Here is a 26,104-nt window from a genome sequence, read left to right as displayed (position 1 = left end):
TAACCGCGCATACTGTACCGCGTCCCGGCGGTTCAGGGGGCCCGGGCGGCCTCGAGGTCCTCTACCTCGGCTGCCGTCGCCGTCTGTACCGCGCGATCCACGGGGAACCACCACACCAGCCAGACCGCGGCCAGCTTGAACGGAATGGGCGCCAGGCCGTAGAGCAGGGACAGCGCCCAGAGACCCTCCGGATTGCTGGCTTGCGCGTCGAAGCCCGCGAGGCCCAGGAGCGGGTAGGCGAGCCCGACCGCCAGGGCCAGGGCCAGCTTCGTCGCCATGCCCCAGAGGCCGAAGAACAGCCCGGTGCGCTGGCCGCCGCCGCGGGCGGTGTCCAGGTCGACGAGATCCGCCTGGATGGAGGCGGGCAGGGCCATGTCGATGCCCAGGCTCAGGCCGGACAGCACGCAGATGCCCACGAACAGCCAGGCGTCCCCCGGGCCCAGCAGCGGTACCCAGGCGAAGATGCCCGCCGCCCAGAGCATGGACAACGCCCAGGCCCGGTGCTTGCCGATGCGCCGGGCGATCCACAGCCACAGCGGAATCCCGGCCAGGCCGGCGAGGAAGTAGACCACCAGCATGATCCCGGCCTGGGCCTCGGCCTGCAGGACGTGCCGCGCGAACAGCAGGAACAGCGTGGCCGGCAGGGCGTTGGCAAGGCCGTTGAGGATGTAGGCGATCAGCAGGACGAAGAAGGGCCGGTTGCCGCGCAGCAGCTGCAGCCCCTGGCGCCACGGGACCGGCGGCAGGGGGCTGCGCGGCTCCGGTACGGCCACCAGCGTGACCAGGATGGTCAGCGGCAGGCTGAACCACAGCAGCCAGGCCAGCTGCTCCAGGGCCGTGCCGGCGGACTGTTGCGGGTCCGCCAGGGTGATGGCCGGCAGGACGATGGCGAGCAGCATGCCTGCGAGGATGAACCCCTCGCGGCTGCCGGTAATGCTGGAGCGCTGGTCGTAGTCGCGGCTGAGCTCGGCGCCCCAGGCCGTGTACGGCAGTGACACCAGTGTCCAGGCCAGGTAGGTGACGAAGCTCCAGACCAGCAGGTGGCTGCCGCCGGCACCGGCGGGAGGCCGGAACAGCTGGTCCACGCCGAACATGAGCAGGGGGACGCCGATGAGGATCAGCGTCTTGCGGCGACCGAAGCCGACGCGGAGCCGGTCGCCGATGCCGCCGACCACCGGATCCGTGACTACGTCCCACAGGCGCGCGAGCAGCAGCAGCCCGCCGACCGCCCCGACGCCGAGCTGCTCGGCATAGAACGGCGGCAGGTAGACATACAGCGGGATGCCCAGGATGGCCAGCGGCAGCCCGGGCAGGCCGTACAGCAGGATGCGGCTGCGGGCGATGGGGTTCATGCGCCGATCCCGGGACGTTCCAGGGCCAGCTGCACCAGGTTGATCCGCCCGGCGCGGAAGCCCGCCTCGCAGTAGCTCAGGTAGTAGCGCCACATGCGCAGGAACGGCTCGTCGAAGCCCAGATCCCGCAGGGCCGAGCGGCAGGCGTTGAAGCGCTCCTGCCACAGCCGCAGGGTTTCGGCGTAGTGCAGGCCGAAGTGGTCCATGCGGCGGACCCGCAGCCCCGCTTCACGGGCCAGGCCGGAGAGATGCGTGGTCGTGGGCAGCATGCCCCCGGGGAAGATGTAGAGCTGGATGAAGTCCGGGTTCTGCCGGTAGCGGGGGAACGCCTCCTCGTCGATGGTGATCACCTGCAGCGCCGCACGGCCGCCGGGCTTGAGGCAACGGCAGAGGTTGTGGAAGTAGGCGGGCCACCAGGCCTCGCCCACGGCCTCGAACATCTCGATGGAGACCACGTGGTCGTAGCGGCCGGTCTCCTCGCGGTAGTCCCGGAACGCGTACTCGACGCTGCCCGGGGTCGCCGCCACCCGGTTCGCCCGGGCCCAGTCCAGCTGCTCCCGGGAAAGGGTGAGGCCGGTGACGTTCAGGCCGCGCTCGGCCGCCGCGCGGGCGAAGCCGCCCCAGCCGCAGCCGATCTCCAGGACGCGCTCGCCGGGTCGCGCATCCAGCAGGTCCAGCATGCGCCGGTACTTGTGCTGCTGCGCCTGGGCCAGCGTGAACCGGTCGGTGGCCGGCTTTTCTGCGTCGCCGAAAAGGGCGCTGGAGTAGGTCATGCTGGGGTCGAGCCACAGGCGGTAGAAGGCGTTGCCGAGATCGTAGTGGGCGGCGATATTGCGGCGGCTGCCGCTGGGCGTGTTCCTGCGCAGGTAATGGCGCAGCCGCAGGGCCGCACGCGCCAGCAGGCCCGGCCGCGCGGCGCGCTCCAGCGCCGTCTCATTGGCGTTGAGCAGGCGCAGCAGGGTGGTGAGGTTCCGGGTCTCCCAGTCGCCCGCGATATACCCCTCCGCCAGGCCCAGGGCGCCGTGCACCAGCAGCCGGCGCAGCAGACGGGCCGGCCGCCGGAGCCGCAGATCCGCCTGCAGGCTGCCGTCCTGCCCGAACCGCTGGCTGCTGCCGTCGGCGAGCTCCAGATCCAGCGTGCCGTGCTCGAGCCGGCGCAGCACCCGGGCATAGTAGCGTCCCACCAGCCCCGGCAGGGCGGTGGTCGCGTGTTCCATGGAGCTGTCCCATGCCATCAGCTGATGTCCTCCCGCGGTCTCGTTGGCTTGCGATGAAGCTGCCCGCCGCGCAGCCAGATCTTGAGCGCCTGCCAGTGGATGGCGGCCATGACCGCCCGGCCCGCGAAGGGGTAGCGCCAGGCCGCGCGCAGAAGCTCGCGGTCGCGCAGGGGGCGCCGCCGGCCCTGCTGCACGGCGGCCAGGCGCGTGCGGCCGCCCTGGTGGTAGCCCACGGCCGTCGTGAACGAGGCCCCCGGCGGAGCCAGGCGGAAGCGGTAGTGGCCGGCGACGGGGAAGAAGGGCGAGACGTGGAACACCTTGCCGGCCTGGTCGCGCACGGGAGACGCCATGGGCCGGCCCTGCCCGTGGAGCAGGTAGCCGTGCCGCTCGCCGAAGGTGTTGCGCACCTCGCAGAGCACGGCCCGCAGGCTGCCGTCGGCGTGATAGCAGTACCACAGGCTGAGCGGGTTGAAGCCGTAGCCCAGCACCCGGGGCATGCACAGCAGCAGGACCCGGCCGCCGGCCAGCGCCACGCCGGCCTCCGCCAGCACGCCGTCGATCCACGGGCGCAGGGGTGAGCCGTCCCCGGGGCCGTGGTCGCGGTCGTGGAAGCCGAACAGGTTGAAGCGGTTGCGGGAGAGCAGGCGCAGTCCGCGGACCGCGGCATCGATGCCGTCGATGTCCAGCAGCAGGCTGGGAACCCGGTAGCTGAAGCGGTACGGCACGTCGCCGAAACGCCGGTGCGTGACGGTGCCGGTATACAGCGCCGGTGCCGGAGGGATCGCTGTCACGGTGCCTGCCACTCCGCGGCCGCGATGAAAGGGGCCGGGGCCGTCTCCCGGGCGGTTGCGCCGGCGTCGTGCCAGGGCGGGCGGATACCGAAGGCGTCCGCGACCCGCACCGCCGAGCGGAGGCCGTCCTCGTGGAAGCCGTAGCCGAGGTAGCTGCCGCAGAACCACACCCGGTCCTGGCCCTGGATCCGGTCCATCATGGCCTGGGCCCGGATCGCCGCGGTGTCGAACACCGGATGTCGGAAGACGGTATGCTCGTGGGTGGCTTCCGGTCGCGGCGGGGTCGCCGGGTTCAGGGTGACGAACTGATTGCCGGTGCCGGCCAGCCCCTGCAGGCGGTTCATCCAGTAGGTGACCGACGGCGCATGGCTGTCGTCGCCGGCCTGGTAGTTCCAGCTGGCCCAGACGCGCCGGAGCCGGGGCATCAGCCGGGGGTCGGAGTGCAGCCAGGCGTCATTGCGCTGATACGGGAACGATCCCAGCAGCCGCTGCTCCCAGTAGCCCGGCGACTCGAGCAGGCCCAGGGCCTGGTCGGCATGGGTGGCCACCACGACCTGATCGAACACGCCCGCCGGCCCGGTGTCGGCGAAGAGCTCCACGCCGCCGGCGTGGCGACGGATCCGCCGGACCGGCGTGCCAACGTGGTGGCCGCCGCTGATACCGGCGGCCAGGCGCCGCACGTATTCCCGGCCGCCGCCGGCCACGGTCCGCCACAGGGGGCGGTCGGCGAGATCGAGCAGGCCGTGGTTGCGGAAGAACTGCAGGAACTGCCGGGCCGGGAAGCGCAGCATGTCGTCCGGCGGGCAGGACCAGATGGCGGCGGCCATGGGCAGCAGATACTGGTGACGCAGCGCCCGGGAGACATGGAGCGCGTCCAGGAACTCCGCCAGCGTCGGCTCGCCGCCGTCCCCGGCCGCCAGGAATCGTTTCGCCCCACGGTTGAAGCGCACGACGTCGGCGACCATGCGCAGGAACGACGGGCGCAGGAGGTTCCGGCGCTGGGCAAAGACCTTGTCCAGGTTGTCCCCCGCCCACTCCAGCCGCCCGTCGGCGGAGCGGAACGCGAACGACATGTCGCTGGCGCGCGTAGCAACCCCGAGATGGCCGAACAGCCCCGTGAGCAGCGGATAGTTGCGCTCGTTGAAGACAATGAAGCCCGTGTCCACCGGTACCGGGCCGTCGGCCCCGGGGACGTCGCGGGTCCGGGTGTGGCCGCCCAGGTAGTCGTTGCCCTCGAACAGGGTGACGTGATGCCGGCGGCTCAGCAGCCAGGCGGCTGCCAGGCCGCTGATGCCGCCTCCGACGACCGCGATGCGTGACTGGTTCATGATGGTGTCATCCAATGATTGTATCGTTATTGTATAGGAAATTGGCGCGCATACCATCCTTGCCGTGAGCGCAACGCTCCGGTGGATTTCCCCTGTACTTCTGAATCCGTACCGTGGTGTCGTATCCTGTAGACACATCGTGGACCGGGCCGCCGGATGGTTTGCCGGCGGCGAAGGTGTGGGCGAATTCGTTCGGGAGGCTGCGAGTGAAGGCACGACAGGGCACCAGGAAGCGCATTCTCGATGCCGCCGGCGAGCTGCTCCAGCGCAACGGGTTCAGCGGCTTCAGCTACCAGCACATCGCCACCCGGCTGGGCGTGAAGAATGCCGCCATTCACTATCATTTCCCGTCCAAGACGGATCTGGGCGTGGCGCTGATCCGCAGGTACCGCGCCAACTTCGCGTGGTGGATCGATCAGCTGGAAAGCCAGGGCGTCGACCCGGTGGGGCGCCTGGAAGGGTTCTTCGACCTGGAGGAGCGGTACCTGCGCGAGGGCAAGGTCTGCCCGCTGGGCGTGGTGGGCGTCGAGCATGCCGGGATCCCGGATTCCATGCGACGCGAGACCGAGGTGTTCGTGGGCGAGCTGCTCGGCTGGCTGACGCGGACCCTGGACGAGGGTGCGCGCCGCGGCGTAATGACCTTCGACGGCACCTCCGACGGCAAGGCCCTGACCGTTCTCACGTCGCTCCAGGGCGGTCTGCAGATCGCCCGCGTGGGCGGGCCGGAAGCGTTTCAGCGGGTGGTCGACCAGCTGCGCGCGGAGCTGGGCATGCCCGTGGAGCGCGCGCTGCGCAGGGTGTCCGCGGCCGGGTGACCGTGGCCGGGAGCAGGACGGTGGACGCGCAGTGGCTGGCAGATTTTCGGCGGAAGACCGGCGCGGTCCGCGACCTGGACGAGGTGGACCTCACCTGCCGGCATGCGTGCGAGCGATTCGGCCTGCCGTATCACTGCTTCGCCCTGCGGCTGCCCACGTCGTTCCTGGATCCGGAGCTGTACGTCTACGATTCCTTCCCCGCCCCTTTCCGGGACGTCTACGTGGCCATGGACGGCCTGCACGTGGACCCGGTGCTGCTGCGCTGCTATGAGCAGTCGGCCCCGGTATTCTGGGACGAGGTCTTCGAGCAGACCAGTACCGATACGCCGTCGGGCCGCTATGTCGCGAAGATCCGGTCCATCGGCCTGCGCGTCGGCCTGACCTGCGGCTATCGCGGCGCCGGCGGCGAGTTCTCCGCGTTCTCCGTGGCCACGTCCCGGGACGACACCCGGGCCCGGCGGTATCTCCGGGATGTCGCGCCCTGGGCGACATTGGCCGGAACCCTGCTGCATGATGCAGCGACCCGCCTCATGCGCCTGGATGACGCCACCGCGCTCACGCCCCGGGAGCGGGAGTGCCTGCTGTGGTGCGCGGAAGGGCACACGGCGAGCGAGACCGCGGAGCGGCTGCAGATCAAGGCGCGCACGGTGACCTTCCACCTGCGCAACGTCAGCACGAAGCTGCGCGTGAACAGCCGCCAGCAGGCGGTCGCCCGGGCCGTGGCCATGGGCATCGTCGAGCCCCGGGCCGTAACCATGCCAAGCAATTGATGACGAAACGAGACGGCGGACAGTGGCGGCACCGCCTGGGCGGCGCCGCCGGGCGCATCGGCGCCACGGCCATCGGCGCCGCGGGCTTCGGCCTGGCCGGTGCGGCCGGCGGCCTGGTGCTCGGCACCGTGGGCGACGTGGCGCTCCGGCGCTGGCGTGTTTCCGGCCGGCGCCTCCGGCACCGGATACCCGACCCGGTGCAGCGCCAGTACCTGACCACCGCCTGCGCGGTCATGGGGCACGTGGCCAAGGCCGACGGGCGCGTCAGCGAGGCGGAGATCGCCCTGGCCAGCCGCGTCTTCGATGTCCTGGAGATGGGCGGCGAGCTGCGCCCCGAGGCCATTGCGCTGTTCTCGCGGGGAAAGCGTCCGGATTTCCCCCTGGCCTGGATGGTGCGCCGCTTTCGCCGGGTGTGCGGCGGCGAGGATGAGCTGCTGCTGGCGTTCCTCGAGTACCAGGTCGCCATCGCCCACGCGGACGGCACGCCGGAGGACGACCAGCGGCGTGTCCTGCAGCGCATCGCCCGCCGCCTGGGGTTCACCGACGGCGAGTTCCAGCGCCTGGTGCGCGGCCAGCGCCACGGCGGCGAGGTGCGCGCCATGCCCCAGAGCCCGTTCCGCGTGCTTGGCGTGGCGGAGAGCGCCACGCCCGACCAGGTACGGCTGGCCTACCGCAAGCTCGTCAGCCGCAATCACCCGGATCGTCTCCAGGCGCGGGGGTGTTCCCAGGAGGAGATCCGTGCCGGCGCCAGCCGCACCCACGCCGCCCGGCGCGCCTACGATCAGATTCGCCGTCAGCAGGGGTTCTGACCGGGGCTTGCCGGCACTAGTGTCCTGTAACCCAAGTTCGTTGGATTTTGCCTGCTCTCTGGGCCGCTGAGGCAAGGCCGTCGGCCCGACGGCGTAGCGCGTCCTACGGCGAGGGCCGGCAACGCCGCCTCAGCGGCCCAGAGGCAGGCCCTGCGGGAGCGTCTGTGCGGCGCCAGGGCTTCGTTGCGCCTTTTGCCAAGGGCGACGGCCATTGCCTGCGAGTCGCGCCTCGCCCTGGCGCCGCACAGACGCTCAAAATGCAACGAACTTGGGTTACAGGACACTAGCCCAGCAGCGCGAAGCGGCCGCCGCTGGCGATGACCACCACCAGCAGCCCCAGCACCAGGTTGACGGCGACCAGCCGGCGCACGTTGGCGAGCGCTTCCGTGCCGCGCTGCCAGTCCTGGGTGTCCACGGCGTCGCGCAGCCGGCGGAACGGCAGGAAGAATACCGCCAGGAACACGAGCACCATGATCAGGCCGAGACCGTGCATGGCGTGGACGTGGGTGGGCCAGGCGGCCATGGTGCTGAACAGCGAATACGCCAGCCAGTAGCCGGTCAGCGGCACGATCACCACGGACTTCCACACCCAGACGAAGAACTTGGCCAGCACGCGGCGCCAGAGCATGAGGCGCTCCGGGGTTTCCAGCGTACTGCCGGCGGCGGGGCGCAGGATCAGGTAGGCGAAGAACATCCCGCCGACCCAGATCACGGCGAAGAATACATGCAGCAGGCTGGCAATGCTGTTCACGCGCTGTCCTCCCCATTCATCGGGTCGCGTGCAGTGTAGCAGTAGCGCCCCGGCCGCCGGAATCGCCCGGTGGCCCGGGCCGCCGGGTTCCGGTACAGTCTCGTGGCGGAGCAGCCAGGGTAGACCGTGACCATGAGTGCCGAGAGCAAGAGCGCCGATCGCATCGCACCCTCGATTCTCGCCGCCGATTTCGCCCGGCTGGGCGCGGAAGTCGACGCCGTCCTGGCCGCCGGTGCCGACATGATCCACTTCGACGTCATGGACAACCACTACGTGCCCAATCTCACCATCGGCCCCATGGTGTGCCGGGCCCTGCGGGACTACGGCGTCACGGCGGAGATCGACGTGCACCTGATGATCAAGCCCGTGGATCGCATCATTCCGGACTTCGCCGCCGCCGGCGCCGACTGGATCACCTTCCACCCCGAGGCCAGCGAGCACGTGGACCGTAGCCTGCAGCTCATCCGCGACCACGGTTGCCGGGCCGGCCTGGTGTTTAATCCGGCCACCCCGCTGACCTACCTGGAGTACGTCATGGACAAGCTGGACATGATCCTGCTCATGTCGGTGAATCCGGGGTTCGGCGGCCAGTCGTTCCTGCCGTCCACCCTGGACAAGCTGCGCCGCGCGCGGGAGCTGATCGATGCCAGCGGCCGGGACATCCGCCTGGAGGTGGACGGCGGCATCAAGGCGGACAACATCCGCCCGGTGGCCGCCGCCGGGGCGGATACGTTCGTGGCCGGCTCGGCGATCTTCGGGCAGCCCGACTACGCTGCCGTGATCGCCGGGATGCGGCGCGAGATCGCGGAGGCGCGGTCATGATGCAGGGCATCCGGACCGTGCTGTTCGACCTCGACGGCACCCTGGTCGACAGCGCGCCGGACATGGCGGTGGCCGTGGACCGCATGCTCGCCGAGCTGGGGCGCCCTCCGGCCGGCGTCGAGCGGGTGCGCCGCTGGGTGGGCAACGGCGCCCGCCGGCTGGTGATGCGGGCGCTCACCGGCGACATGGACGGCGCGCCGCCGGATGACGAGACCGAGCGCGCCCTGGCCGCGTTCCTGGCGTATTACGGCGAGCGCCTGAGCGTGGACAGCCGCGTGTACCCGGGCGTCGTCGACGGGCTGGACCGATTGCGCGCGGACGGGTATGGTCTTGCTTGCGTGACCAACAAGCCGGAAGCCCTGGCACGGGCCCTGCTGGACGCCACGGGGCTGGGGCGATACCTGCCGGTGGTGGTCGGCGGCGACACCCTGCCGGAGCGCAAGCCGGAAGCGGCTCCCCTGCACTACGCCATGGCGGCGCTCGGGGGGCGGCCGGAGAGGACGCTGATGGTGGGCGACTCGCGCGCCGACGTGGATGCGGGGCGCAACGCCGGGACCGGTGTGGTATGCGTCCCCTACGGCTACAATGGCGGCGAGGATGTCCGGGCCATGGGGCCGGACGCCGTGGTCGGCAGTATCGAGGAACTTCACGACCGGCTGAGCACCAGCGTCGTGCCCCACGGGTGACCCCGCCTGTCGAGGCGCGAGCCGGGCTCGCCGGGAGCCAGGATCATGATGATGACATCACCGGAATCGCGGGCAATGACGTGCAGTGCACGATGGCGGTGGCGGGCCTGAGCCGCGCCAGATCCGCTTTCGTCCTTGCCTGCAACCGGTGGTGAACGTCCATGAACAGGGAACAATTCCGGGAACTCGTTGATCGGGGCTACAACCGCATTCCGGTCATCCGCGAGGTGCTCGCGGACCTCGACACCCCCCTGAGTACCTATCTGAAGCTGGCCGACGGCCCCTATTCCTTCCTGCTGGAGTCCGTCCAAGGCGGCGAGAAGTGGGGGCGCTATTCCATTATCGGGCTGCCCTGCCGCACAGTCCTGCGCGTTCGCCAGGGGCACGTAACCGTCGAGCACGACGGCGCCATCGTGGAGGAGGCCCGGCCACAGGACCCGCTGGCCTGGCTGGAGGCCTTCCACGGGCGGCACGCCGTGCCCACCCCGCCCGGGTACGGCCACCTGCCCCGGTTCACCGGCGGCCTGGTGGGCTACTTCGGCTACGACACCATCCGCTACATCGAGCCGCGGCTGGCCGTGTGCCCCAATCCGGACACCCTGGAGGTGCCGGACATCATGCTCATGGTCGCCGACGAGGTGCTGGTGTTCGACAACCTGGCCGGCCGGCTGTACCTGGTGGTGCACGCCGACGCCGGCCGGGCGGATGCCTGGGAGCAGGCGCAGCAGCGCCTGGAGACCCTTGTGCGGGCCCTGCGCACGGCGTCCACGGACTACCGCCCCGAGCACGGCCGGCGCGAGGTCAGCGAGGCCGACTTCCGCTCGGAGATCTCCCGCGAGGGATTCGAGGCGGCCGTGGAGCGCATCAAGCGCTACATCATCGACGGCGATGCCATGCAGGTGGTGCCGTCCCAGCGCATGAGCACGGCGTACGGGGCCGCGCCGCTGGACCTCTACCGCGCCCTGCGGTGCACCAACCCGTCGCCGTACATGTTCTATCTCAACCTGGGCGACATGTACGTGGCCGGCTCGTCGCCGGAGATCCTGGTGCGGGTGGAGGAGGGCGAGGTCACCGTCCGGCCCCTGGCGGGCACGCGCAAGCGCGGCGCCACCGAGGCCGAGGATGCCGCCCTGGAGCGCGAGCTGCTCGCCGACCCCAAGGAGCGCGCCGAGCACCTGATGCTCATCGACCTGGGGCGCAACGACGTGGGGCGGATCGCCGAGACGGGCTCGGTGGAGGTCACCGACCGCATGGCCATCGAGCGCTACTCCCACGTGATGCACATTGTCTCCAACGTCACCGGGCGGCTGCGCCCGGACCTCAGCCCCATGGACGTGCTGCGGGCGACGTTCCCGGCGGGGACGCTGAGCGGCGCGCCCAAGATCCGCGCCATGGAGATCATCGACGAGGTGGAGCCGTCCCGCCGCGGCGTCTATTCCGGAGCCGTGGGCTACTGGTCCTGGTCCGGCAATATGGACACCGCCATCGCCATCCGCACCGCCCTGGTGAAGGACGGCCAGGTGCATGTCCAGGCCGGTGCCGGCGTGGTGGCGGACTCGGTGCCCAGCGCCGAGTGGGAGGAGACGCTGAGCAAGGGCCGGGCGCTCATCCGGGCCGTGGCCATGGCCGAGCGCGGGCTGGACGAATAGGAGAGAGCGCCATGCTGCTGATGATCGACAACTACGATTCGTTCACCTACAACCTGGTGCAGTATCTCGGCGAGCTGGGCGTCGACGTGCGTGTCGAGCGCAACGATGCCCTGGACACCGCCGCCATCGAGCGGCTGCGCCCGGAGTTCATCGTGCTCTCGCCGGGCCCGTGCACGCCCAACGAGGCGGGGATCTCCCTGGAGGTCGTGGAGCGCTTCGCCGGGCGCATCCCGCTGCTGGGGGTCTGCCTGGGGCACCAGGCCATCGGCCAGGCGTTCGGCGGCTTCGTGGTGCACGCGGGCGAGGTCATGCACGGCAAGACGTCCGAGGTCCATCATCGCGACTGCGGCGTGTTCGCCGGGTTGCCGAACCCGATGACGGCGACGCGCTACCACTCGCTGGTGGTGGACAAGGGCCGCCTGCCGGACTGCCTCGAGGTGACCGCCTGGACCGAGGCCCCGGACGGGGGCATGGACGAGATCATGGGCCTGCGGCACCGCAGCCTGGATGTCGAGGGCGTGCAGTTCCACCCGGAGTCGATTCTCACCCGGGACGGGCACGCGCTGCTACGCAATTTCCTGGAACGCCCGCGGCCCACCGGCCAGGCAGCCTGAATCCCGAGGAGGGGCGGACATGGACATGCAAGAAGCCATTCGCGCGGTGACCGAGTACCGGAACCTGACCCGCGACGAGATGACCGATGTCATGCGGCTGGTCATGACCGGCCAGGCCACGGGGGCCCAGATCGGCGGCTTCCTCATCGGGCTGCGGATGAAGGGCGAGACCGTGGACGAGATCGCCGCCGCGGCCGGCGTCATGCGCGGGCTGGCCACCATGGTGGACGTGGACACCGAGCACCTGGTGGATACCTGCGGCACCGGCGGGGACGCCTCCGGCACCTTCAACGTGTCCACGGCCACGGCCTTCGTGGTCGCGGCCGCCGGCGGCCGGGTGGCGAAGCACGGCAACCGCTCGGTGTCCAGCTCGTCCGGCAGTGCCGATCTGCTGGAGGCCGCCGGCGCCAACCTGGAGCTCACCGCCGAGCAGGTGGGCGAGTGCATCGACAAGACCGGCGTCGGGTTCCTGTTCGCGCCGGTGCACCACTCGGCCATGAAGCATGCCGTGGGGCCGCGCAAGGAAATGGGCGTGCGCACCCTGTTCAACGTGCTGGGTCCCCTGACCAACCCCGCGGGCGCGCCCCATCAGCTGCTGGGCGTCTACGCCCGGGAGTGGGTGCGGCCCCTGGCCGAGGTACTGCTGCAGCTGGGCAGCAACCGCGTCCTGGTGGTCAATGCCGAGGACGGGCTGGACGAGATCAGCATCGCCGCGCCGACCTCGGTGGCCGAGGTGGACGAGGACACGGTGACCGAGTACACCATCGTGCCGGAGGACTTCGGCATGGAGCGGGCACCGCTGGACAGCATCCGCGTGGACAGCGCCCGGGCGAGCCTCGCCCTCATCCGCGAGGTCTTCGCCGGCGACGCCAGCCCGGCCTCGGACCTGGTGGCGCTCAACGCCGGGGCCGCCATCTATGCCGCGCGCCTGGCGGACAGCGTGGCCGAGGGCGTGGAGCAGGCCCGCGCGATTCTCTCCAGCGGCGCGGCGGAAGCGAAGCTGCAGGAGTTCGTCGACTTCACCCGGCAGCTGGGAGCGCGGGCATGACCGATACCCCGGATATCCTGAAGAAGATCCTCGAGCGCAAGGCCGAGCACGTCGCCCGCAACAGCCAGGCCGTGCACCAGGAGAGCCTGCGTCACGAGGCCGGCACCGTCCCGGCGCCCCGGGGCTTTCTCGCGGCCCTGCGGGCCGAGCGGGATGCCGGGCGGGCGGCGGTCATCGCCGAGATCAAGAAGGCCTCGCCCAGCAAGGGACGCATCCGCAGCGATTTCAATCCCGAGGCCCTGGCCCGCAGCTATGCCGACGGCGGGGCGACCTGCCTGTCGGTGCTCACCGACCGCGACTTCTTCCAGGGGCACGACCTGGACCTGCGCGCCGCCCGCGGCGCCTGTGATCTGCCCGTGCTGCGCAAGGACTTCATCATCGATCCGTTCCAGATCTGGGAGTCGCGGGTGCTGGGCGCGGACTGCATCCTGCTGATCGCGGCGGCTCTCGCTGACGAGCGCATGGAAGAGCTCTACCGGCTGGCCCGCAGCCTGGGCATGGACGTGCTGGTGGAGGTCCACGACGACGCCGAGCTGGACCGGGCGCTGGCCCTGAACCCGGAGCTGATCGGCATCAACAACCGGGACCTGCACACGTTCGAGACCGATCTCCGGACCACCCTGCGCTTGCTGGAGCGCATTCCGGAAGGCGCATTCGTGGTCACGGAGAGCGGCTTCAGCACCCGGGAGGAGGTCGTGTCCATGCTGGAACAGGGGGTTCCCGGATTCCTCGTGGGCGAGGCCTTCATGCGCGCCCCGGACCCGGGAGCGGAGCTGCGGGCGCTGTTCCGCTAGCGGGTATTGAAGATCACCATGGTCTTGCCCGAGACCGAGATCAGCTCGCGCTCCTCCAGGTCCTTGAGGACGCGCCCGACCATCTCCCGGGAGCAGCCGACGATGCGCCCGAGCTCCTGGCGCGTGATGCGGATCTGCATGCCGTCCGGGTGAGTCATGGCGTCCGGCTCCTTGCACAGGTCCAGCAGGGTCCGGGCCACCCGGCCGGTGACGTCCAGGAACGCCAGATCGCCGACCTTGCGGCTGGTCTTGCGCAGGCGCTCGGCCATCTGGCCGGCCAGGTAGAAGACGATCTCCGGGTCCTCGGCCGCCACCTGGTGGAAGCGCGAGTAGCTGATCTCCGCCACCTCGCAGGAGGTACGCGTACGCACCCAGGCGCTGCGCGTGGATTCCTGGCCGAACAGGCCCAGCTCGCCGAAGAAATCCCCGGCGTTGAGGTAGGCGAGCACGATCTCGTGGCCGTTCTCGTCCTCGATGACCACGCTCACCGAGCCTTCGGTGATGTAGTACAGCGCGTCCGGCGGGTCACCCGCGTAGATGATGCCGGTCTTGCTGGGGTAGCGGCGCCGATGGCAATGGCGCAGGAGGTTGTCGATGGACCAGTTGGTTTTTCTCATCGGCTCGGCAACGGTCATGCATCCACCCTGTTCCGGTTGCTTCCGTGTCCGCCGTTGCAGTTCCCGTGTGCCCGCGCGGGAGTAAACGGCATGATGTCCCTCATGGTAGCCGAATTTGCCGGGGTTGCGACACGGATTGCACGGCGCATGTTTGCCGGTAGCGTCATCCACGGATTCTGCATCCGCCACGCAGCCGCGCCGATTTTACCCGTTTCCGCCAAGTGTCTATAATGCCGCGGTTACGCGTGCGGGACCCAAAACGAGGAGCTGGCCATGCAGGCGACGGTGAAATGGGTCGGTGAGGCCGCCTTCGAGGGAACCGCAGCGAGCGGTCATACCGTGCGTATGGACGGTCCCCCGGAGTTCGGGGGGCAGGACAGCGGCGTGCGTCCCATGGAGATGCTGCTCCTGGGCCTCGGGGGCTGCACGGCATTCGACGTGGTCCATATCCTGCGGCGCGGGCGCCATCCCGTTACGGACTGTACGGTCCACGTGGAGGCCGAGCGGGCGGCCAGCGACCCCAAGGTGTTCACCCGCATCCACATGCACTACCGGGTCAGCGGCGACGGGCTCCGCGACGCCCCGGTGCGCCGCGCCGTCGAGCTCTCCGCCGAGAAGTACTGCTCGGCGTCCATCATGCTTGCGCAGGTGGCGGAACTCACCCACGACTACGAGGTCGTGACTGACTGACGATGACGGTGCCGCCCGCGGCGGCAGTTAGGTATTCCCCGGCGACGAATGGAGGACGGGCGATTGGTCCAGTCAGAGGGGCTGAGGCTTCACGGGTTCAACAACCTCACGAAGTCGCTGAGCTTCAATATCTACGACATCTGCTACGCGCGCGACGCGGCGCAGCGGCAGCGCTATATTGAGTACATCGATGAAGTGTACAACGCCGAGCGGCTCACGCAGATCCTCACGCAGGTGGCCAATATCATCGGCGCGAACATCCTCAATATCGCCCGCCAGGACTACGAGCCCCAGGGGGCGAGCGTGACGCTGCTCATCTCCGAGGAAGAGGAGGTGGAGGGCGCCGAGATCGGCAGCGCCGCCCCCGGTCCGCTGCCGGATACGGTGCTGGCGCACCTGGACAAGAGCCATATCACGGTGCATACGTATCCGGAGACCCACCCGGATCACGGCATCAGCACCTTCCGCGCGGACATCGACGTGTCCACCTGCGGGGTGATCTCGCCGCTGAAGGCGCTGAACTTCCTGATCCACTCGTTCGACTCGGACATCGTCACCATGGACTACCGGGTGCGCGGGTTCACCCGGGACGTGGAGGGGCACAAGCACTTCATCGACCACGAGATCAACTCGATCCAGAACTATCTGTCGGACGACACCAAGGAGCAGTACCACCTGATCGACGTCAACGTCTATCAGGAGCACATGTTCCACACGAAGATGCTGCTCAAGGAGCCCAAGCTGTCGAACTATCTCTTCGGAGAGTCGGCGGCGGACTTCTCCGAGGAGGACAAGCAGCAGATCCGCATGCAGCTGCGCCGCGAGATGGCGGAGATCTTCTACGGCCGCAACCTGCAGCCGGGCCAGGAGGTCTCGCTCGGCCTGGAATTCCGGTAGGGGGCGCGGCAGCGTGGGATACTACCGTCGGCACGTGTTCGTGTGCACCAACCAGCGCGACGGCGGCCGCACCTGCTGCGCCGCCACCGGCGGGGACGATGCCGGTGCGTACCTCAAGGACCGGATGCGGGCGCTGGGGCTGCGCGGCCGCGGCGGCGTACGCGTCAGCACCGCCGGCTGCCTGGGCCGCTGCGGCGACGGTCCCGTGCTGGTGGTCTACCCGGAGGCGATCTGGTATACGTTCCGCAGCCACCAGGATCTCGACGAGATCGTGGAGCGCCACCTGTGCGGCGGTGATCCGGTAGCACGGCTGCAGCTGGCCGATCAGTAGCACGCGCTGCGGTCGCCGCGTTGCCGCCCGGATACGCGTGGCTTGAACCGGCGCAGGCTTTTGGTTACTATCTGCGGCCTTCTGAACAGGACGACGGCGCTCGGAGTGAGTGTGCATGAAGACCTTTAGCGCGAAACCGGCCGAAGTAGAACGCGACTGGTTCGTCGTGGACGGCGACGGCCAGACCCTCGGCCGCCTGGCCACCGAAGTGGCGCGGCGCCTGCGCGGCAAGCACAAGCCGGAATATACGCCGCACGTGGACACGGGCGACTACATCGTGGTGATCAACGCCGACAAGGTGAAGGTCACCGGCAACAAGTCGACGGACAAGATGTACTACCGGCATACCGGTTTTCCGGGGCATCTGCGGAGCACCACGTTCGCCAAGCAGCACGCCGAGAAGCCGGAGTCCGTCGTGGAGCTGGCGGTCAAGGGCATGTTGCCGCGCAACCGGCTCGGCCGTGCCATGGCAAAGAAGCTCAAGGTGTACGCCGGCGCCGAGCACCGGCACCACGCGCAGCAGCCCAAGCCGCTGGAGCTCTGAGGAGCCCGCGGACCAACGATCGGACGGAAGCAGCAATGGCACAAGAGCAGTACTACGGTACCGGTCGCCGCAAGACATCCCGGGCGCGCGTGTTCCTGCGCCGCGGTAACGGCGACATTCGCGTCAACGGGCGTTCGCTGGAGGACTACTTCGGGCGCGAGACGGCGCAGATGGTGGTGCGCCAGCCCCTGGAGCTGGTGGACGCCTTGGACAAGTTCGACGTCAATGTTACCGTCGCAGGCGGCGGTGGCAGCGGGCAGGCAGGCGCTGTTCGCCATGGCCTGACCCGGGCGCTGATCAACTACGACGAAGAGCTGCGCGCGCCGTTGCGCCGTGCCGGCTTCGTCACGCGTGACAGCCGCATGGTCGAGCGCAAGAAGATCGGCCTGCACAAGGCGCGTCGCGCCACGCAGTACAGCAAGCGCTAAACTGCAACCCGTTTATTGGGGGATCGTCTAGCGGTAGGACTACGGACTCTGACTCCGTCAACCCAGGTTCGAATCCTGGTCCCCCAGCCAACAGGAAAAGGGCCCCGTCAGGGGCCCTTTTTTTGTTGGTGGATACCGACGGCTCGCTGGTTGGTCTGGCAGGGTCGCCTGGGGTGGCGGAGAGGAACATCGGTATGGGCTCCGGAGCTCCGCTTACGGCCCCCGCTTCGGTGGAAGCAGGGGCCTATCCTCCGCTCCGGCCTGGCCGGCTGACAGCACATCCCTGTGCTGACAGCCGGTGGCGGCATCCCTGCCGCTGCCCCCCTTCGGGGCCGGACGGCCTGCGCTCCGGCGCTGCGCAAAGTCGCCCATACCGATGTTCCTCTCCGCCACCCCAGGCGACCCGGCCACCTCCCGTCGTGACCGAACATCCCAATCCGGGACCCGGGATTCGTATCACGTATCCTGTCGATGGTAGGGCATCATCGGGCGGGCGCTTTCGTCGGCCCACAAGGGAGCGGCAATGCGGTTCATCGAGTACCAGGGCCACAACACCCTGAGCTTCCGGCAGCTGGACGAGCTCAACGGGCTGGCCAAGGGCACCACGTTCCGGCTGTTCAAGCGTTGCGTGGACCTGGAGGAAGGCGTCGACTTCTTCTATCTGCCCGCGGAGGAGCATGCGGACGCCATCGCCGCGTGGCGGGAACAGGGGCTGATCTACCCGGCCTCGGTGAACGTGGTTCTGGTCACCGAGGCCGGCTATCGCAAGCTCCAGCAGGCCGGCGGCTGAGGGCTCGGCCTAGAGGTCGAGATCGCGGTCGGTGACCGCACCGTAGCTGGCGGAGGAGACCAGCTTGGCGTACTTGGCCAGGACGCCCCGGCGGTAGCGCGGCTCCGGCTTCTGCCAGCGCTTGCGGCGCTTCGCGATCTCCTCGTCGGAGACGTTGAGCTGGAGAAGATTGTGCTCGGCATCGATGGTGATGCTGTCGCCTTCCTCCACCAGCCCGATAGTGCCGCCGACGTACGCCTCCGGCGCCACGTGCCCGACCACCATGCCGTAGGTGCCGCCGGAGAAGCGGCCGTCGGTGATCAGGCCCACGTCGTCGCCGAGGCCGGCGCCGATGATGGCGGAGGTGGGCGAGAGCATCTCGCGCATGCCCGGGCCGCCCTTGGGGCCCTCGTAGCGGATCACCAGCACGTCGCCCGGCTTGATCCGGTTGTTCACGATGGCGTCCATGGACTCTTCTTCGGAGTCGAACACGCGGGCCGGCCCGGTGATGCTGGTCTTCTTGAGGCCGGTGATCTTGGCCACGCCGCCCTCCTCGGCGAGGTTGCCCTTGAGCACGGCCAGGTGGCCTTCCCTGTACAGCGGCTCCTCCATGGAGCGGATGATGTCCTGGTCGGCCGGCGCCGTCGCGGGAATGTCCGCCAGGACCTCGCGGATGGTCTGCCCGGTGATGGTCAGGCAGTCGCCGTGGATCAGCCCCGCCTCCAGGAGCATCTTCATGACCACCGGCGTGCCGCCGACCGCGTGGAACTGGCTGGTGACGTAGGTCCCCGAGGGCTTGAGGTCGCACAGCACCGGCACCCTGCGGCGGATGGCCTCGACGTCGTCGATGGAGAACTCCACCTCGGCGGCGTTGGCGATGGCCAGCAGGTGCAGCACGGCATTGGTGGAGCCGCCCAGGGCCATCACCACCGCGAAGGCGTTCTCGAAGGCGTGGCGGGTCATGATCTGCCGCGGCCGCCGATCCGCCTTGACGGCTTCCAGCAGGACCTCGGCGGAGCGGGCGGCGGAATCGCCCTTTTCCTTGTCCTCGGCGGACTGGGTGGAGGAGCCCATGAGGCTCATGCCCATGGCCTCGAAAGCGCTGGACATGGTGTTGGCGGTGAACATGCCCCCGCAGGAGCCGGCCCCGGGGCAGGCGTTCTTCTCCACGCCGGCCAGGTCCTCGTCGCTGAGGTTGCCGGCGGAGTACTGGCCCACCGCCTCGAAGGCGCTGACGATGGTGAGGTCCTGGCCCTTGTAGTGGCCGGGCTTGATGGTGCCGCCGTAGACGAAGATGCCGGGCACGTCGAGGCGCGCCAGCGCGATCATGGCGCCGGGCATGTTCTTGTCGCAGCCGCCGGTGGCCAGGATGCCGTCCATGCTCTGCCCCTGGACCACCGTCTCGATGGAGTCGGCGATGACCTCCCGGGAGACCAGGGAGTACTTCATGCCCTCGGTGCCCATGGAGATGCCGTCGGAGATGGTGATGGTGCCGAACTTCTGGGGCATGGCGCCGGCGTTGCGCAGCGCCTCCTCGGCGCGCTCGGCCAGGGCGCCGATGCCGACATTGCAGGGCGTGATGGTGCTGTGCGCATTGCCTACACCGACGATGGGCTTGTCGAAGTCCCCGTCCCGGAAGCCGACCGCCCGCAGCATGGCCCGGTTGGGTGCCCGCTGGAACCCCTGGGTGACCGCCTTGCTCCGCCTGTTATCCGCCATCTCCGCTTCTCCGTCGTATTGTTGCGCTCGTTGCGAGACAGGGGCGTATTGTAGCAGCGCTGCCGGGTCGCATGGGGTGATTGCACGCGCCGCGAGGATCTGGTAACTACCATGTACAGCGGGCTCCGTCCCTGGATGCCCTTTCCCCGCAGTCCGTGCCCGAGGTGCGTCGTGGAGACCGGACCGGTCCGGAATGATGGTTCCAGCTGGCCGTCGGCGAAGGCGGCGAATCCGCGTCGTGCCCGGGCCGCGGATGCTGACAACGGCTCGGTCGTCCGCGAGCTCCGCGCGCGGGACCGGGAAGTGCGGGCCCATGAGCAGGCGCATGCCAGCGTCGGTGGGCCCCATGCCGGCACGCCGGCCTATACCCTGACGTTCGGCCCGGACGGTCGCGCCTATGCGGTGGGCGGCCGGGTGCAGATCGATACGTCGCCGGTGGAGGGCGATCCGGCCGCCACCGTCGACAAGATGGAGCAGGTGGCGCGGGCCGCCCTGGCACCGGCCGAGCCGTCCGCGGCGGATCTGGCCGTGGCCCGGGAAGCCCGCGCCAACGCCACCCGGGCGCGTTCGGACATGGCGGGCGGCGACGACGGCAATGCGGCTACCCGGGCGTTCTCGGACGTTGCCGCCATGGGTGATGAAGAGCTGCTGCGCCGGGGCGGGCGACTGGATCTGTTTGTCTAGATCAACGTGACGGGTGCTTTTGATTCGGGGTGCCGTCGGCCGGCATACTACGCTCCATGACCCCATGGCAGCGCTACGAGGCTGATCGCGCCCACCCCGACTTCGTTCGTGATCCCGCCCAGGAGAAAACGGTACGGGCCCTGCAGGACCTGTACGACCGGCTGCTCCGGAATCCGCCGTCGACATCCGCGCCGGGCCTTCTGCAACGGCTGGGGCTGCGCCCGAGCCGGGAGCCGCGCTGGCCGCAGGTCGACGGGCTGTATCTCTGGGGCGATGTCGGGCGGGGCAAGACCTACCTGATGGACCTGTTCTACGAGACATTGCCGTTACCGGAAAAGCAGCGGCTGCATTTCCACCGGTTCATGCAGATGGTGCATCACCGGCTCGGCGAGCTCACCGACGTGCAGGACCCGCTGGCCCTGGTGGCGCGGGAGTTCGCCCGGCACACCCGGGTCCTGTGCTTCGACGAGTTCCACGTCTCGGACATCACCGACGCCATGCTCCTGGGCGGGCTGCTGCGCGGGCTGTTCCGCCAGGGGGTGACGCTGGTGGCGACCTCCAACATCCCGCCGCGGGAGCTCTACCGCGACGGCCTGCAGCGGGAGCAGTTCGTTCCCGCCATCGACCTGCTGGAGGCGCATGCGCGCGTTCTGGAGCTCGATGGTGATACCGATTTCCGCTTGCGCTTCCTGGCCCAGGCCGAGCTCTATCACTGGCCGCTGGACGCCGCCGGAGATCAGCGGCTGCGGCAGGAGTTCGAGCGCCTGGCGCCGGAGAAACCGGTGTTCGACACCGAGATCACCGTGGAGGGGCGCACCATCCCCGTGCGGGGCCTGGCCGACGACACCGCCTGGTTCGAGTTTGCCGCCGTGTGCGACGGCCCGCGCGGCCAGGCGGACTATATCGAGCTTGCCAGGAGCTTCCACAGCGTCCTGGTGGGGAACGTGCCGGTGCTCGACGAGACCCGGGAGAATCAGGCGCGGCGGTTTATCGCCCTGGTTGACGAGTTCTATGATCACGGCGTGAAGCTGATCCTTTCGGCCGATGCCTCGCCGGAAGCGTTGTACCAGGGCAACCGGCTGCGGTTCGAGTTCGAGCGGACGCTCAGCCGCTTGCACGAGATGCAGTCCCACGAGTATCTGGCCGGCGCGCACAGGGCGTGATCCCGGTCCCGGAGGGCGGTGACATGGAACTCCTCGAGCGGACCCTGGAGGCCCACGGCGGGGCACGCCGCTGGCAGGACGTGCACGCCATCATGGCGCGGGTCTCCCTGGGGGGGTTCGGGCTGGCGACGCGGCTGCAGCCGAGTCCCGTGCAGGGGGTCGAGGTGTCCGCCCTGGCGGCCTGGCCCAGCGTCACCCTCACGGGCTGGCCCGAGCCGGACCGGGTGGCCCACTGCCAGCCCAACCGGGCCTGGATCACGTACCGGGATGGACGCCTGGTGACCGAGCGTACCGCACCGGGCGCCAAGCTGCGCTCGTACGCGCACTGGCTGTGGTGGGACTACCTGGACGTGCTCTACTATGCCGGCAACGTGCTCTGGCAGAGCCTGTGTCTGCCCTTCGCGCTCCTGCGCGAGGGCTGTCACGTCACGGAACTGCCCCCGCTGCAGGTCGGCGGCGAACGGCTGCACCGCCTGGCGTTCACCTATCCGGCGGATATTCCCTGCCTGCGGCGCAGCCACGTCCTGTGCGTGGATGCGGCAGGCACCATGCGCCGGCTCGATTTCAGCCCCCGGGCCGGATTGCCGTTGCTGCGGGTGGCGCAACGGTTTACCGGGCACGAGAGCGTTTCCGGGTTCACGGTTCCGGCGTATCACCGGATGTATCCCTGCCTGCCGGGGGCGCGCGTGATGCCGCTTGGCCCGCTGGCCTGGATCGACGTGGACGACATCTCGGTAACCTGGGTCTCGTGAACGTACGGCAAGGCAGGCAAGGGCCCGGGCAGTAGCCGCCGCTATTGAGGCTGAGTCGCGAAAGTGGCGCTAACATTCTGGCCGGTCTGGCGATTCGCGACTATCCACAGAACCTGTGGATAACTTTGTGGACGAACCGTGCAAACACGCCGCTTATCCCCGGAATCAGGCCCTGTTTCAAGGCCCGTTCATTTTTTCGTCATGTTCCCCGTTTTCTTTTAAATCAATGGATTACGCTTATTCCCGCGTAACCCTCTGATGTGTGGGGCGCTTTATTGGACAGCTGCGGTGCAGCACCTCCCGGTTGTGTATAACTGTCCGGCGCAGCGTCCTTCGATGCCGTGTGTCAACCCTCGATTACTCTTCTGACAACGCTCTCACGTGTGCCTCGACGCAGTCCCCGAGCGCCCGGAGGTTGTATCCCCCTTCCAGTGTCGAGATCAGCCAGCCGTTGCCGAACCGCGCCGCCACAGCGGCGATCTCGCGGGTGGCCCAGGCGAGGTCTTCCTCGGTCAGCTCCATGTTGGCCAGCGGGTCGGAGCCGTGGGCGTCGAATCCCGCGGAAATCAGGGTCAGCTCGGGGCCGAACCGGCGCAGGGCCGGGATGACGTGCTCGCGGAAGGCGTCGCGGAAGTGGGCGGAGTCCGTCATGGGCGGCAGCGGCACGTTGACCACGTTCGGCGCACCGGGCACCGGGCCGCCGCCGGTGCCGGGGAAAAGCGGGTGCTCATGGGTGGACGCGTAGAACAGCCCGCGCTTGCCGCCGAACATCGCCTGCGTGCCGTTGCCGTGGTGCACGTCGAAATCCACCACGGCGACGCGCTCCAGGTGATGGGCCGCCCGGGCATGGGCTGCGGCCACGGCGACGTTGTTGAACAGGCAGAACCCCATGGCCCGGTCCGGCTCGGCGTGGTGCCCCGGCGGCCGCACGGCGCAGAATACGCGCCGCGTCTCGCCCGCGAGTACGGCGTCGACCGCCGCGCATGCGGCTCCCGCGGCGCGCAGCGCTGCCTCGCCGGAGGCGGGGCAGACCACCGTGTCGCCGTCCAGGAAGCGGCTGCCGTGCTCCGGGATCGAGCCCAGCACCTGATCGACGTATCCCGGGTTGTGCACCCGGATCAACTGCTCCCGCTCGGCCCGGGGCGCTTCCTGCCAGTGCAGCTCGCCGAAGTCCGGCCCGCGCAGCCGATCCAGCACGGTCTCCAGCCGCTGGGCGGACTCCGGGTGGCCCGGACCGGTGTCGTGCCGCAGGCAGCTTTCATGGGTGATGATCCAGGTCGACATGAGGCTCCCCCGGTTGCGCCGCTGGTTGACTTGCCCATTGTGTCATCCCCGCTTCGCCCGCATATCAGGAAATAAGCAGGGTGGCCCTGCAGGGCCGCCGCGACAGGACGAAGGAGATGACGATGACCGAATCCATTGTAACCGCCCGGTTCAGCCCCGGGCAGATCGTCTACCATCGACCCTACGGCTATCGCGCCGTGATCGTCGACGTGGATGCACGCTACAACGGCTCGCGGGAATGGTACGACGCCCAGATGCAGCATCGGCCCGATCGCGCGCAACCGTGGTATCACCTGCTGGTGGACGGCGCGGACTTCGCCGCCTATGCCGCCGAGGCCGATCTGGAATCGGATCGCTCGGCGAGCCCGGTCGAGCATCCGTGGCTGGAGAACTTCTTCCAGGACTTCCGGTCCGGAGAGGGTCAGTACGTGGACCGTTACCAGCGCATGTAGCCAGCCCCCGACCGCGCCGGGACGCGGTCAGTCACTGAACAGCCGCTGGCTGAACTCCAGCAGGTACTCCTCGTCGTGGTCCTGCGGGCGCACGCGCACCTCGAAGCGCATGCGCTCGCCGTCCTCCATGCGGAAGGTGCCCACGGAGTAGATGCTGTCGCCGCCGGCGTGCTCCCGCATGCGGATGGTCTGCAGCTGATTCCGCGGATTGAGCACCCGGGCGTCAATGCGGGCGTTCACCGGTTCCCCGTTCCGCTGCACGGCGATGGTGAGAAGACCGCTCACGCGGCTTCGCTGCAGCTCGTAGTCGCTGGCCACGTCCGGTGCCAGGCGGGTTGTGGGCATGGCGTTGTAGTAGATGCTGATGTCGTCGTAGCGCTCGACGCGCTCCGGGCTGCTCGCCTGCGCCGTGGCGACGGCGAGCCCCCAGGCCACCACCATGCCCGCAATGAGCCGGATCGCGCGTTTCATGGCCGAGCTCCTCATGTCCGCTGGAACCGGTAGAGTGCCACCTCTCCCAGGAGGTTCGGAAGCAGTCGTGCCGCGACGTGGCGCCGATGGGCGTTATCGATGAACGTGCGCTCCACGATGCCGATGCCCGCCGTATCACAGAGGGCCTCGAAGTCGTGGACGGTGCACAGGTGGATGTTGGGGCTGTCGTACCACTCCCAGCCCGGGTCGCCGCTCACCGGCATGCGCCCGGACAGGGCCAGCTTGAGCCGGCACCGCCAGTGGCCGAGGTTGGAGAACGTGACAATCCCTTCCCGGCCGACGCGCAGCATCTCGTTGAGCAGGTGCTCCGGGTAGCGTACCGCCTGCAGGGTCTGCGTCATGACCACGTAGTCGAACGACGCCGGGTCGAAATCCTGGAGTCCCTGGTCCAGGTTGGTCTGGATTACCGGGATGCCCTTTTCCACGCAGCTGCGGATGTTGTCCGGGTCGATCTCCAGGCCGTAGCCGATGACGTCGCGGGTGTCGCGCAGGTGGCGCAGGAGCAGTCCCTCGCCGCAGCCGAGGTCCAGCACCCGGGACCCCGGGCGGATCCATTCGCTGATCAGCGCCAGCTCGGAACGTACGCTCATGACTGCGTCTCCCCCGCGACCCGCTGCATGTATGCGCGCAGCAGGTCCCGGTACACCGGAATGGGCATCAGGAACGAGTCGTGCCCCTGGGGGGCCTCGATCTCCGAGTAGGTGACGCGCTTGTTGCCGTCCTGCAGCGCCCGCACGATCTCCCGGGACCGGCTCGACGGGAACCGCCAGTCGCTGGTGAACGACAGGATCAGGAACGACGCGGTGACGTGCTGCAGCGCCGCGGCCAGGTTGTCGTCGTGCACGGACGCCGGGTCGAAGTAGTCCAGGGCCCGGGTCATGAGCAGGTAGGTGTTGGCATCGAAGTGGTCGACGAAGTTCTCCGCCTGGTACCGGAGATAGCTCTCCACCTCGAACTCGACATCGTAGTTGAAGTTGATCTTGCCTTCCCGGAGCTCGCGACCGAACTTGGCGCGCATGGCGTCCTCGGAGAGGTAGGTGATGTGGCCCAGCATGCGCGCCAGGCCCAGCCCGCGACGGGGTATGACGCCGTGCTCGGCGTAGCGCCCGTCGTGGAACTCCGGGTCCTGCAGGATGGCCTGCCGCGCGACCTCGTTGAACGCGATGTTCTGGGCGGACAGCTTGGGCGCCGCGGCGATGACCACCGCGTGGCGGATGCGGTCCGGGAAGTCGATGGCCCATTGCAGCGCCTGCATGCCCCCCAGGCTGCCGCCGACCACGGCCGCCCACTGGCGGATGCCGAGCCCGTCCGCCAGGCGTGCCTGGCTGCGCACCCAGTCGGGGACGGTGACCATGGGGAAGTCGGCGCCGTAGAGCGCCCCCGTCTTCGGGTTGGTGCTCAGCGGCCCGGTGGAGCCGCTGCATCCGCCGAGGTTGTTGCTGCAGACGATGAAGAAGCGGTCGGTATCCAGCGGCTTGCCCGGCCCGATGCAGGCATTCCACCAGCCCGGCTTGCGCTCGTCCGGGCTGTGGTAGCCGGCGGCATGGTGATCGCCGGACAGCGCGTGGGCGACCAGGACGGCGTTGGAGGCATCGGCATTGAGCTCGCCGTAGGTTTCGTAGACCAGGTCGTACTCCGGCAGCGCACGCCCGCAATCCAGCTCCAGGGGCTGATCGAAGTGCATGCTCTGCGGGGTGACGAGACCGACGGAGTCGGCAGGAAACTGTTCAGACATCCGATCCGTTGCGGCTTTCCGGCAAAGATTCCCGAGTCTACTGGTGCACCCCCGGGGTGACAACTACGGCCAGGGGTACAGGACACTCGCGTCCTGCAGGA

The 26,104-nt window shown here is 69.0% G+C and carries 30 protein-coding genes and 1 tRNA gene; 20 read left to right on the top strand and 11 right to left on the bottom strand.

Going from position 1 to position 26,104, the window contains the following annotated elements; translation table 11 throughout:
- Window positions 1-32: 32 nt before the first annotated feature.
- Genes QWY84_RS00890 through QWY84_RS00875 form a run of 4 tightly spaced genes read right to left on the bottom strand, consistent with a single transcriptional unit; the run spans window position 33 to window position 4,688 of the window.
- Window positions 33-1,352 carry an MFS transporter gene (locus QWY84_RS00890; protein WP_290200534.1) on the bottom strand — a complete coding sequence of 440 codons (1,320 nt, stop codon included), beginning with the start codon at window positions 1,350-1,352 and terminating at the stop codon, window positions 33-35.
- Complete coding sequence (locus tag QWY84_RS00885) at window positions 1,349-2,587, bottom strand: SAM-dependent methyltransferase (RefSeq protein WP_290200533.1); 1,239 nt, start codon at window positions 2,585-2,587, stop codon at window positions 1,349-1,351. The genes QWY84_RS00890 and QWY84_RS00885 overlap by 4 nt, the downstream gene beginning before the upstream one ends.
- The gene (locus QWY84_RS00880) at window positions 2,587-3,360 is read right to left on the bottom strand and encodes a DUF1365 domain-containing protein (RefSeq protein WP_290200532.1); all 774 of its coding nucleotides are present in this window, start codon (window positions 3,358-3,360) and stop codon (window positions 2,587-2,589) included. Before QWY84_RS00880 ends, QWY84_RS00885 begins: the two co-directional genes overlap by 1 nt.
- Complete coding sequence (locus QWY84_RS00875; protein WP_290200531.1) at window positions 3,357-4,688, bottom strand: NAD(P)/FAD-dependent oxidoreductase; 1,332 nt, start codon at window positions 4,686-4,688, stop codon at window positions 3,357-3,359. The genes QWY84_RS00880 and QWY84_RS00875 overlap by 4 nt, the downstream gene beginning before the upstream one ends.
- A 206-nt stretch (window positions 4,689-4,894) precedes the next feature.
- On the opposite strand from QWY84_RS00875, the gene QWY84_RS00870 reads away from it, so the two are divergent.
- Genes QWY84_RS00870 through djlA form a run of 3 tightly spaced genes read left to right on the top strand, consistent with a single transcriptional unit; the run spans window position 4,895 to window position 7,082 of the window.
- On the top strand, window positions 4,895-5,503 hold the full coding sequence (locus tag QWY84_RS00870) for a TetR/AcrR family transcriptional regulator (RefSeq protein ID WP_290200530.1): 609 nt from the start codon (window positions 4,895-4,897) through the stop codon (window positions 5,501-5,503).
- Window positions 5,504-5,523: 20 nt separating this feature from the next.
- Window positions 5,524-6,273 (top strand): LuxR family transcriptional regulator, encoded by a 750-nt coding sequence (locus tag QWY84_RS00865; RefSeq protein ID WP_290200529.1) that lies wholly within the window; start codon window positions 5,524-5,526, stop codon window positions 6,271-6,273.
- The gene (gene djlA / locus QWY84_RS00860; protein WP_290200527.1) at window positions 6,273-7,082 is read left to right on the top strand and encodes a co-chaperone DjlA; all 810 of its coding nucleotides are present in this window, start codon (window positions 6,273-6,275) and stop codon (window positions 7,080-7,082) included. The genes QWY84_RS00865 and djlA overlap by 1 nt, the downstream gene beginning before the upstream one ends.
- Window positions 7,083-7,365: 283 nt before the next feature.
- Here djlA and QWY84_RS00855 read toward each other — a convergent pair whose 3' ends face one another.
- Complete coding sequence (locus QWY84_RS00855; protein WP_290200525.1) at window positions 7,366-7,833, bottom strand: CopD family protein; 468 nt, start codon at window positions 7,831-7,833, stop codon at window positions 7,366-7,368.
- Window positions 7,834-7,965: 132 nt separating this feature from the next.
- Between QWY84_RS00855 and rpe the strand changes: the two genes are divergently transcribed.
- The 6 genes from rpe to trpC all read left to right on the top strand — a co-directional run bounded on the left by rpe (window position 7,966) and on the right by trpC (window position 13,446).
- Window positions 7,966-8,655, top strand: coding sequence for a ribulose-phosphate 3-epimerase (rpe, locus tag QWY84_RS00850; protein ID WP_290202658.1), 690 nt, complete (start codon window positions 7,966-7,968; stop codon window positions 8,653-8,655).
- A complete protein-coding gene (locus tag QWY84_RS00845) occupies window positions 8,652-9,341 on the top strand; it encodes a phosphoglycolate phosphatase (RefSeq protein ID WP_435372969.1) in 690 nt (229 codons plus the stop codon). Before rpe ends, QWY84_RS00845 begins: the two co-directional genes overlap by 4 nt.
- A 161-nt stretch (window positions 9,342-9,502) precedes the next feature.
- Window positions 9,503-10,990 carry an anthranilate synthase component I gene (gene trpE, locus QWY84_RS00840; RefSeq protein ID WP_290200524.1) on the top strand — a complete coding sequence of 496 codons (1,488 nt, stop codon included), beginning with the start codon at window positions 9,503-9,505 and terminating at the stop codon, window positions 10,988-10,990.
- 11 nt (window positions 10,991-11,001) lie between these two features.
- Window positions 11,002-11,604: an anthranilate synthase component II gene (locus QWY84_RS00835; protein WP_290200506.1), complete on the top strand. Its 603-nt coding sequence runs from the start codon at window positions 11,002-11,004 to the stop codon at window positions 11,602-11,604.
- Between the two features lie 19 nt (window positions 11,605-11,623).
- A complete protein-coding gene (gene trpD, locus QWY84_RS00830) occupies window positions 11,624-12,652 on the top strand; it encodes an anthranilate phosphoribosyltransferase (protein ID WP_290200504.1) in 1,029 nt (342 codons plus the stop codon).
- Entirely contained in the window at window positions 12,649-13,446 is a 798-nt protein-coding gene (trpC, locus tag QWY84_RS00825; RefSeq protein WP_290200503.1) for an indole-3-glycerol phosphate synthase TrpC, read from the top strand. Before trpD ends, trpC begins: the two co-directional genes overlap by 4 nt.
- On the opposite strand, the gene crp is transcribed toward trpC, so the two are convergent.
- Window positions 13,443-14,081 (bottom strand): cAMP-activated global transcriptional regulator CRP, encoded by a 639-nt coding sequence (gene crp, locus QWY84_RS00820; protein WP_290200502.1) that lies wholly within the window; start codon window positions 14,079-14,081, stop codon window positions 13,443-13,445. The genes trpC and crp overlap by 4 nt on opposite strands.
- Window positions 14,082-14,336: 255 nt before the next feature.
- On the opposite strand from crp, the gene QWY84_RS00815 reads away from it, so the two are divergent.
- From QWY84_RS00815 to QWY84_RS00785, 7 genes are all read left to right on the top strand, one after another.
- Window positions 14,337-14,753: an OsmC family protein gene (locus QWY84_RS00815; protein WP_290200501.1), complete on the top strand. Its 417-nt coding sequence runs from the start codon at window positions 14,337-14,339 to the stop codon at window positions 14,751-14,753.
- 63 nt (window positions 14,754-14,816) lie between these two features.
- Window positions 14,817-15,650, top strand: a complete 834-nt coding sequence (gene speD, locus QWY84_RS00810; protein WP_435372968.1) for an adenosylmethionine decarboxylase — start codon at window positions 14,817-14,819, stop codon at window positions 15,648-15,650.
- Window positions 15,651-15,663: 13 nt separating this feature from the next.
- Window positions 15,664-15,981: a (2Fe-2S) ferredoxin domain-containing protein gene (locus QWY84_RS00805; protein ID WP_290200497.1), complete on the top strand. Its 318-nt coding sequence runs from the start codon at window positions 15,664-15,666 to the stop codon at window positions 15,979-15,981.
- Window positions 15,982-16,096: 115 nt separating this feature from the next.
- Window positions 16,097-16,525, top strand: a complete 429-nt coding sequence (gene rplM / locus QWY84_RS00800) for a 50S ribosomal protein L13 (protein WP_290200495.1) — start codon at window positions 16,097-16,099, stop codon at window positions 16,523-16,525.
- A 35-nt stretch (window positions 16,526-16,560) separates the two neighbouring features.
- Complete coding sequence (gene rpsI, locus QWY84_RS00795; protein ID WP_290200493.1) at window positions 16,561-16,953, top strand: 30S ribosomal protein S9; 393 nt, start codon at window positions 16,561-16,563, stop codon at window positions 16,951-16,953.
- 16 nt (window positions 16,954-16,969) lie between these two features.
- Window positions 16,970-17,043: transfer RNA gene (locus QWY84_RS00790), tRNA-Gln, on the top strand.
- A gap of 433 nt (window positions 17,044-17,476) precedes the next feature.
- Complete coding sequence (locus tag QWY84_RS00785; protein WP_290200492.1) at window positions 17,477-17,743, top strand: ORF6N domain-containing protein; 267 nt, start codon at window positions 17,477-17,479, stop codon at window positions 17,741-17,743.
- Between the two features lie 9 nt (window positions 17,744-17,752).
- Here QWY84_RS00785 and ilvD read toward each other — a convergent pair whose 3' ends face one another.
- Entirely contained in the window at window positions 17,753-19,441 is a 1,689-nt protein-coding gene (gene ilvD / locus QWY84_RS00780; RefSeq protein ID WP_290200491.1) for a dihydroxy-acid dehydratase, read from the bottom strand.
- Window positions 19,442-19,612: 171 nt separating this feature from the next.
- Between ilvD and QWY84_RS00775 the strand changes: the two genes are divergently transcribed.
- From QWY84_RS00775 to QWY84_RS00765, 3 genes are read left to right on the top strand one after another with little or no spacing between them, the layout of a single operon-like run.
- Window positions 19,613-20,125: a putative metalloprotease CJM1_0395 family protein gene (locus QWY84_RS00775; protein WP_290200489.1), complete on the top strand. Its 513-nt coding sequence runs from the start codon at window positions 19,613-19,615 to the stop codon at window positions 20,123-20,125.
- A gap of 56 nt (window positions 20,126-20,181) precedes the next feature.
- Window positions 20,182-21,288: a cell division protein ZapE gene (gene zapE / locus QWY84_RS00770; protein ID WP_290200487.1), complete on the top strand. Its 1,107-nt coding sequence runs from the start codon at window positions 20,182-20,184 to the stop codon at window positions 21,286-21,288.
- Window positions 21,289-21,311: 23 nt separating this feature from the next.
- On the top strand, window positions 21,312-22,040 hold the full coding sequence (locus QWY84_RS00765; protein WP_290200486.1) for a hypothetical protein: 729 nt from the start codon (window positions 21,312-21,314) through the stop codon (window positions 22,038-22,040).
- 357 nt (window positions 22,041-22,397) lie between these two features.
- Here QWY84_RS00765 and QWY84_RS00760 read toward each other — a convergent pair whose 3' ends face one another.
- Window positions 22,398-23,324 (bottom strand): histone deacetylase family protein, encoded by a 927-nt coding sequence (locus QWY84_RS00760; RefSeq protein ID WP_290200485.1) that lies wholly within the window; start codon window positions 23,322-23,324, stop codon window positions 22,398-22,400.
- 122 nt (window positions 23,325-23,446) lie between these two features.
- Between QWY84_RS00760 and hspQ the strand changes: the two genes are divergently transcribed.
- Entirely contained in the window at window positions 23,447-23,776 is a 330-nt protein-coding gene (hspQ, locus tag QWY84_RS00755) for a heat shock protein HspQ (protein WP_290200484.1), read from the top strand.
- A 27-nt stretch (window positions 23,777-23,803) separates the two neighbouring features.
- On the opposite strand, the gene QWY84_RS00750 is transcribed toward hspQ, so the two are convergent.
- Genes QWY84_RS00750 through metX form a run of 3 tightly spaced genes read right to left on the bottom strand, consistent with a single transcriptional unit; the run spans window position 23,804 to window position 26,003 of the window.
- The gene (locus QWY84_RS00750) at window positions 23,804-24,247 is read right to left on the bottom strand and encodes a DUF4426 domain-containing protein (RefSeq protein WP_290200483.1); all 444 of its coding nucleotides are present in this window, start codon (window positions 24,245-24,247) and stop codon (window positions 23,804-23,806) included.
- An 11-nt stretch (window positions 24,248-24,258) separates the two neighbouring features.
- Window positions 24,259-24,858: a methionine biosynthesis protein MetW gene (gene metW / locus QWY84_RS00745; protein ID WP_290200482.1), complete on the bottom strand. Its 600-nt coding sequence runs from the start codon at window positions 24,856-24,858 to the stop codon at window positions 24,259-24,261.
- A complete protein-coding gene (gene metX, locus QWY84_RS00740) occupies window positions 24,855-26,003 on the bottom strand; it encodes a homoserine O-succinyltransferase MetX (RefSeq protein ID WP_290200481.1) in 1,149 nt (382 codons plus the stop codon). The genes metW and metX overlap by 4 nt, the downstream gene beginning before the upstream one ends.
- Window positions 26,004-26,104: the final 101 nt, after the last annotated feature.

The organism is Aquisalimonas lutea (assembly GCF_030409225.1).
GTDB lineage: Bacteria > Pseudomonadota > Gammaproteobacteria > Nitrococcales > Aquisalimonadaceae > Aquisalimonas > Aquisalimonas lutea.
This window is presented reverse-complemented; position numbering and strand designations above follow the sequence as displayed.

Excerpts from the sequence above, each read along its gene's own strand:
- rpsI (WP_290200493.1), top strand. The coding sequence starts at position 16,561 with ATGGCACAAGAGCAGTACTACGGTACCGGTCGCCGCAAGACATCCCGG.
- QWY84_RS00815 (WP_290200501.1), top strand. The coding sequence starts at position 14,337 with ATGCAGGCGACGGTGAAATGGGTCGGTGAGGCCGCCTTCGAGGGAACC.
- trpC (WP_290200503.1), top strand. The coding sequence starts at position 12,649 with ATGACCGATACCCCGGATATCCTGAAGAAGATCCTCGAGCGCAAGGCC.
- crp (WP_290200502.1), bottom strand. The coding sequence starts at position 14,081 with ATGACCGTTGCCGAGCCGATGAGAAAAACCAACTGGTCCATCGACAAC.
- metX (WP_290200481.1), bottom strand. The coding sequence starts at position 26,003 with ATGTCTGAACAGTTTCCTGCCGACTCCGTCGGTCTCGTCACCCCGCAG.
- QWY84_RS00890 (WP_290200534.1), bottom strand. The coding sequence starts at position 1,352 with ATGAACCCCATCGCCCGCAGCCGCATCCTGCTGTACGGCCTGCCCGGG.
- QWY84_RS00760 (WP_290200485.1), bottom strand. The coding sequence starts at position 23,324 with ATGTCGACCTGGATCATCACCCATGAAAGCTGCCTGCGGCACGACACC.
- QWY84_RS00885 (WP_290200533.1), bottom strand. The coding sequence starts at position 2,587 with ATGGCATGGGACAGCTCCATGGAACACGCGACCACCGCCCTGCCGGGG.
- QWY84_RS00785 (WP_290200492.1), top strand. The coding sequence starts at position 17,477 with ATGCGGTTCATCGAGTACCAGGGCCACAACACCCTGAGCTTCCGGCAG.
- QWY84_RS00835 (WP_290200506.1), top strand. The coding sequence starts at position 11,002 with ATGCTGCTGATGATCGACAACTACGATTCGTTCACCTACAACCTGGTG.
- QWY84_RS00750 (WP_290200483.1), bottom strand. The coding sequence starts at position 24,247 with ATGAAACGCGCGATCCGGCTCATTGCGGGCATGGTGGTGGCCTGGGGG.
- rplM (WP_290200495.1), top strand. The coding sequence starts at position 16,097 with ATGAAGACCTTTAGCGCGAAACCGGCCGAAGTAGAACGCGACTGGTTC.
- djlA (WP_290200527.1), top strand. The coding sequence starts at position 6,273 with ATGACGAAACGAGACGGCGGACAGTGGCGGCACCGCCTGGGCGGCGCC.
- hspQ (WP_290200484.1), top strand. The coding sequence starts at position 23,447 with ATGACCGAATCCATTGTAACCGCCCGGTTCAGCCCCGGGCAGATCGTC.
- ilvD (WP_290200491.1), bottom strand. The coding sequence starts at position 19,441 with ATGGCGGATAACAGGCGGAGCAAGGCGGTCACCCAGGGGTTCCAGCGG.
- metW (WP_290200482.1), bottom strand. The coding sequence starts at position 24,858 with ATGAGCGTACGTTCCGAGCTGGCGCTGATCAGCGAATGGATCCGCCCG.
- trpE (WP_290200524.1), top strand. The coding sequence starts at position 9,503 with ATGAACAGGGAACAATTCCGGGAACTCGTTGATCGGGGCTACAACCGC.
- QWY84_RS00765 (WP_290200486.1), top strand. The coding sequence starts at position 21,312 with ATGGAACTCCTCGAGCGGACCCTGGAGGCCCACGGCGGGGCACGCCGC.
- QWY84_RS00845 (WP_435372969.1), top strand. The coding sequence starts at position 8,652 with ATGATGCAGGGCATCCGGACCGTGCTGTTCGACCTCGACGGCACCCTG.
- rpe (WP_290202658.1), top strand. The coding sequence starts at position 7,966 with ATGAGTGCCGAGAGCAAGAGCGCCGATCGCATCGCACCCTCGATTCTC.
- trpD (WP_290200504.1), top strand. The coding sequence starts at position 11,624 with ATGGACATGCAAGAAGCCATTCGCGCGGTGACCGAGTACCGGAACCTG.
- QWY84_RS00875 (WP_290200531.1), bottom strand. The coding sequence starts at position 4,688 with ATGAACCAGTCACGCATCGCGGTCGTCGGAGGCGGCATCAGCGGCCTG.
- zapE (WP_290200487.1), top strand. The coding sequence starts at position 20,182 with ATGACCCCATGGCAGCGCTACGAGGCTGATCGCGCCCACCCCGACTTC.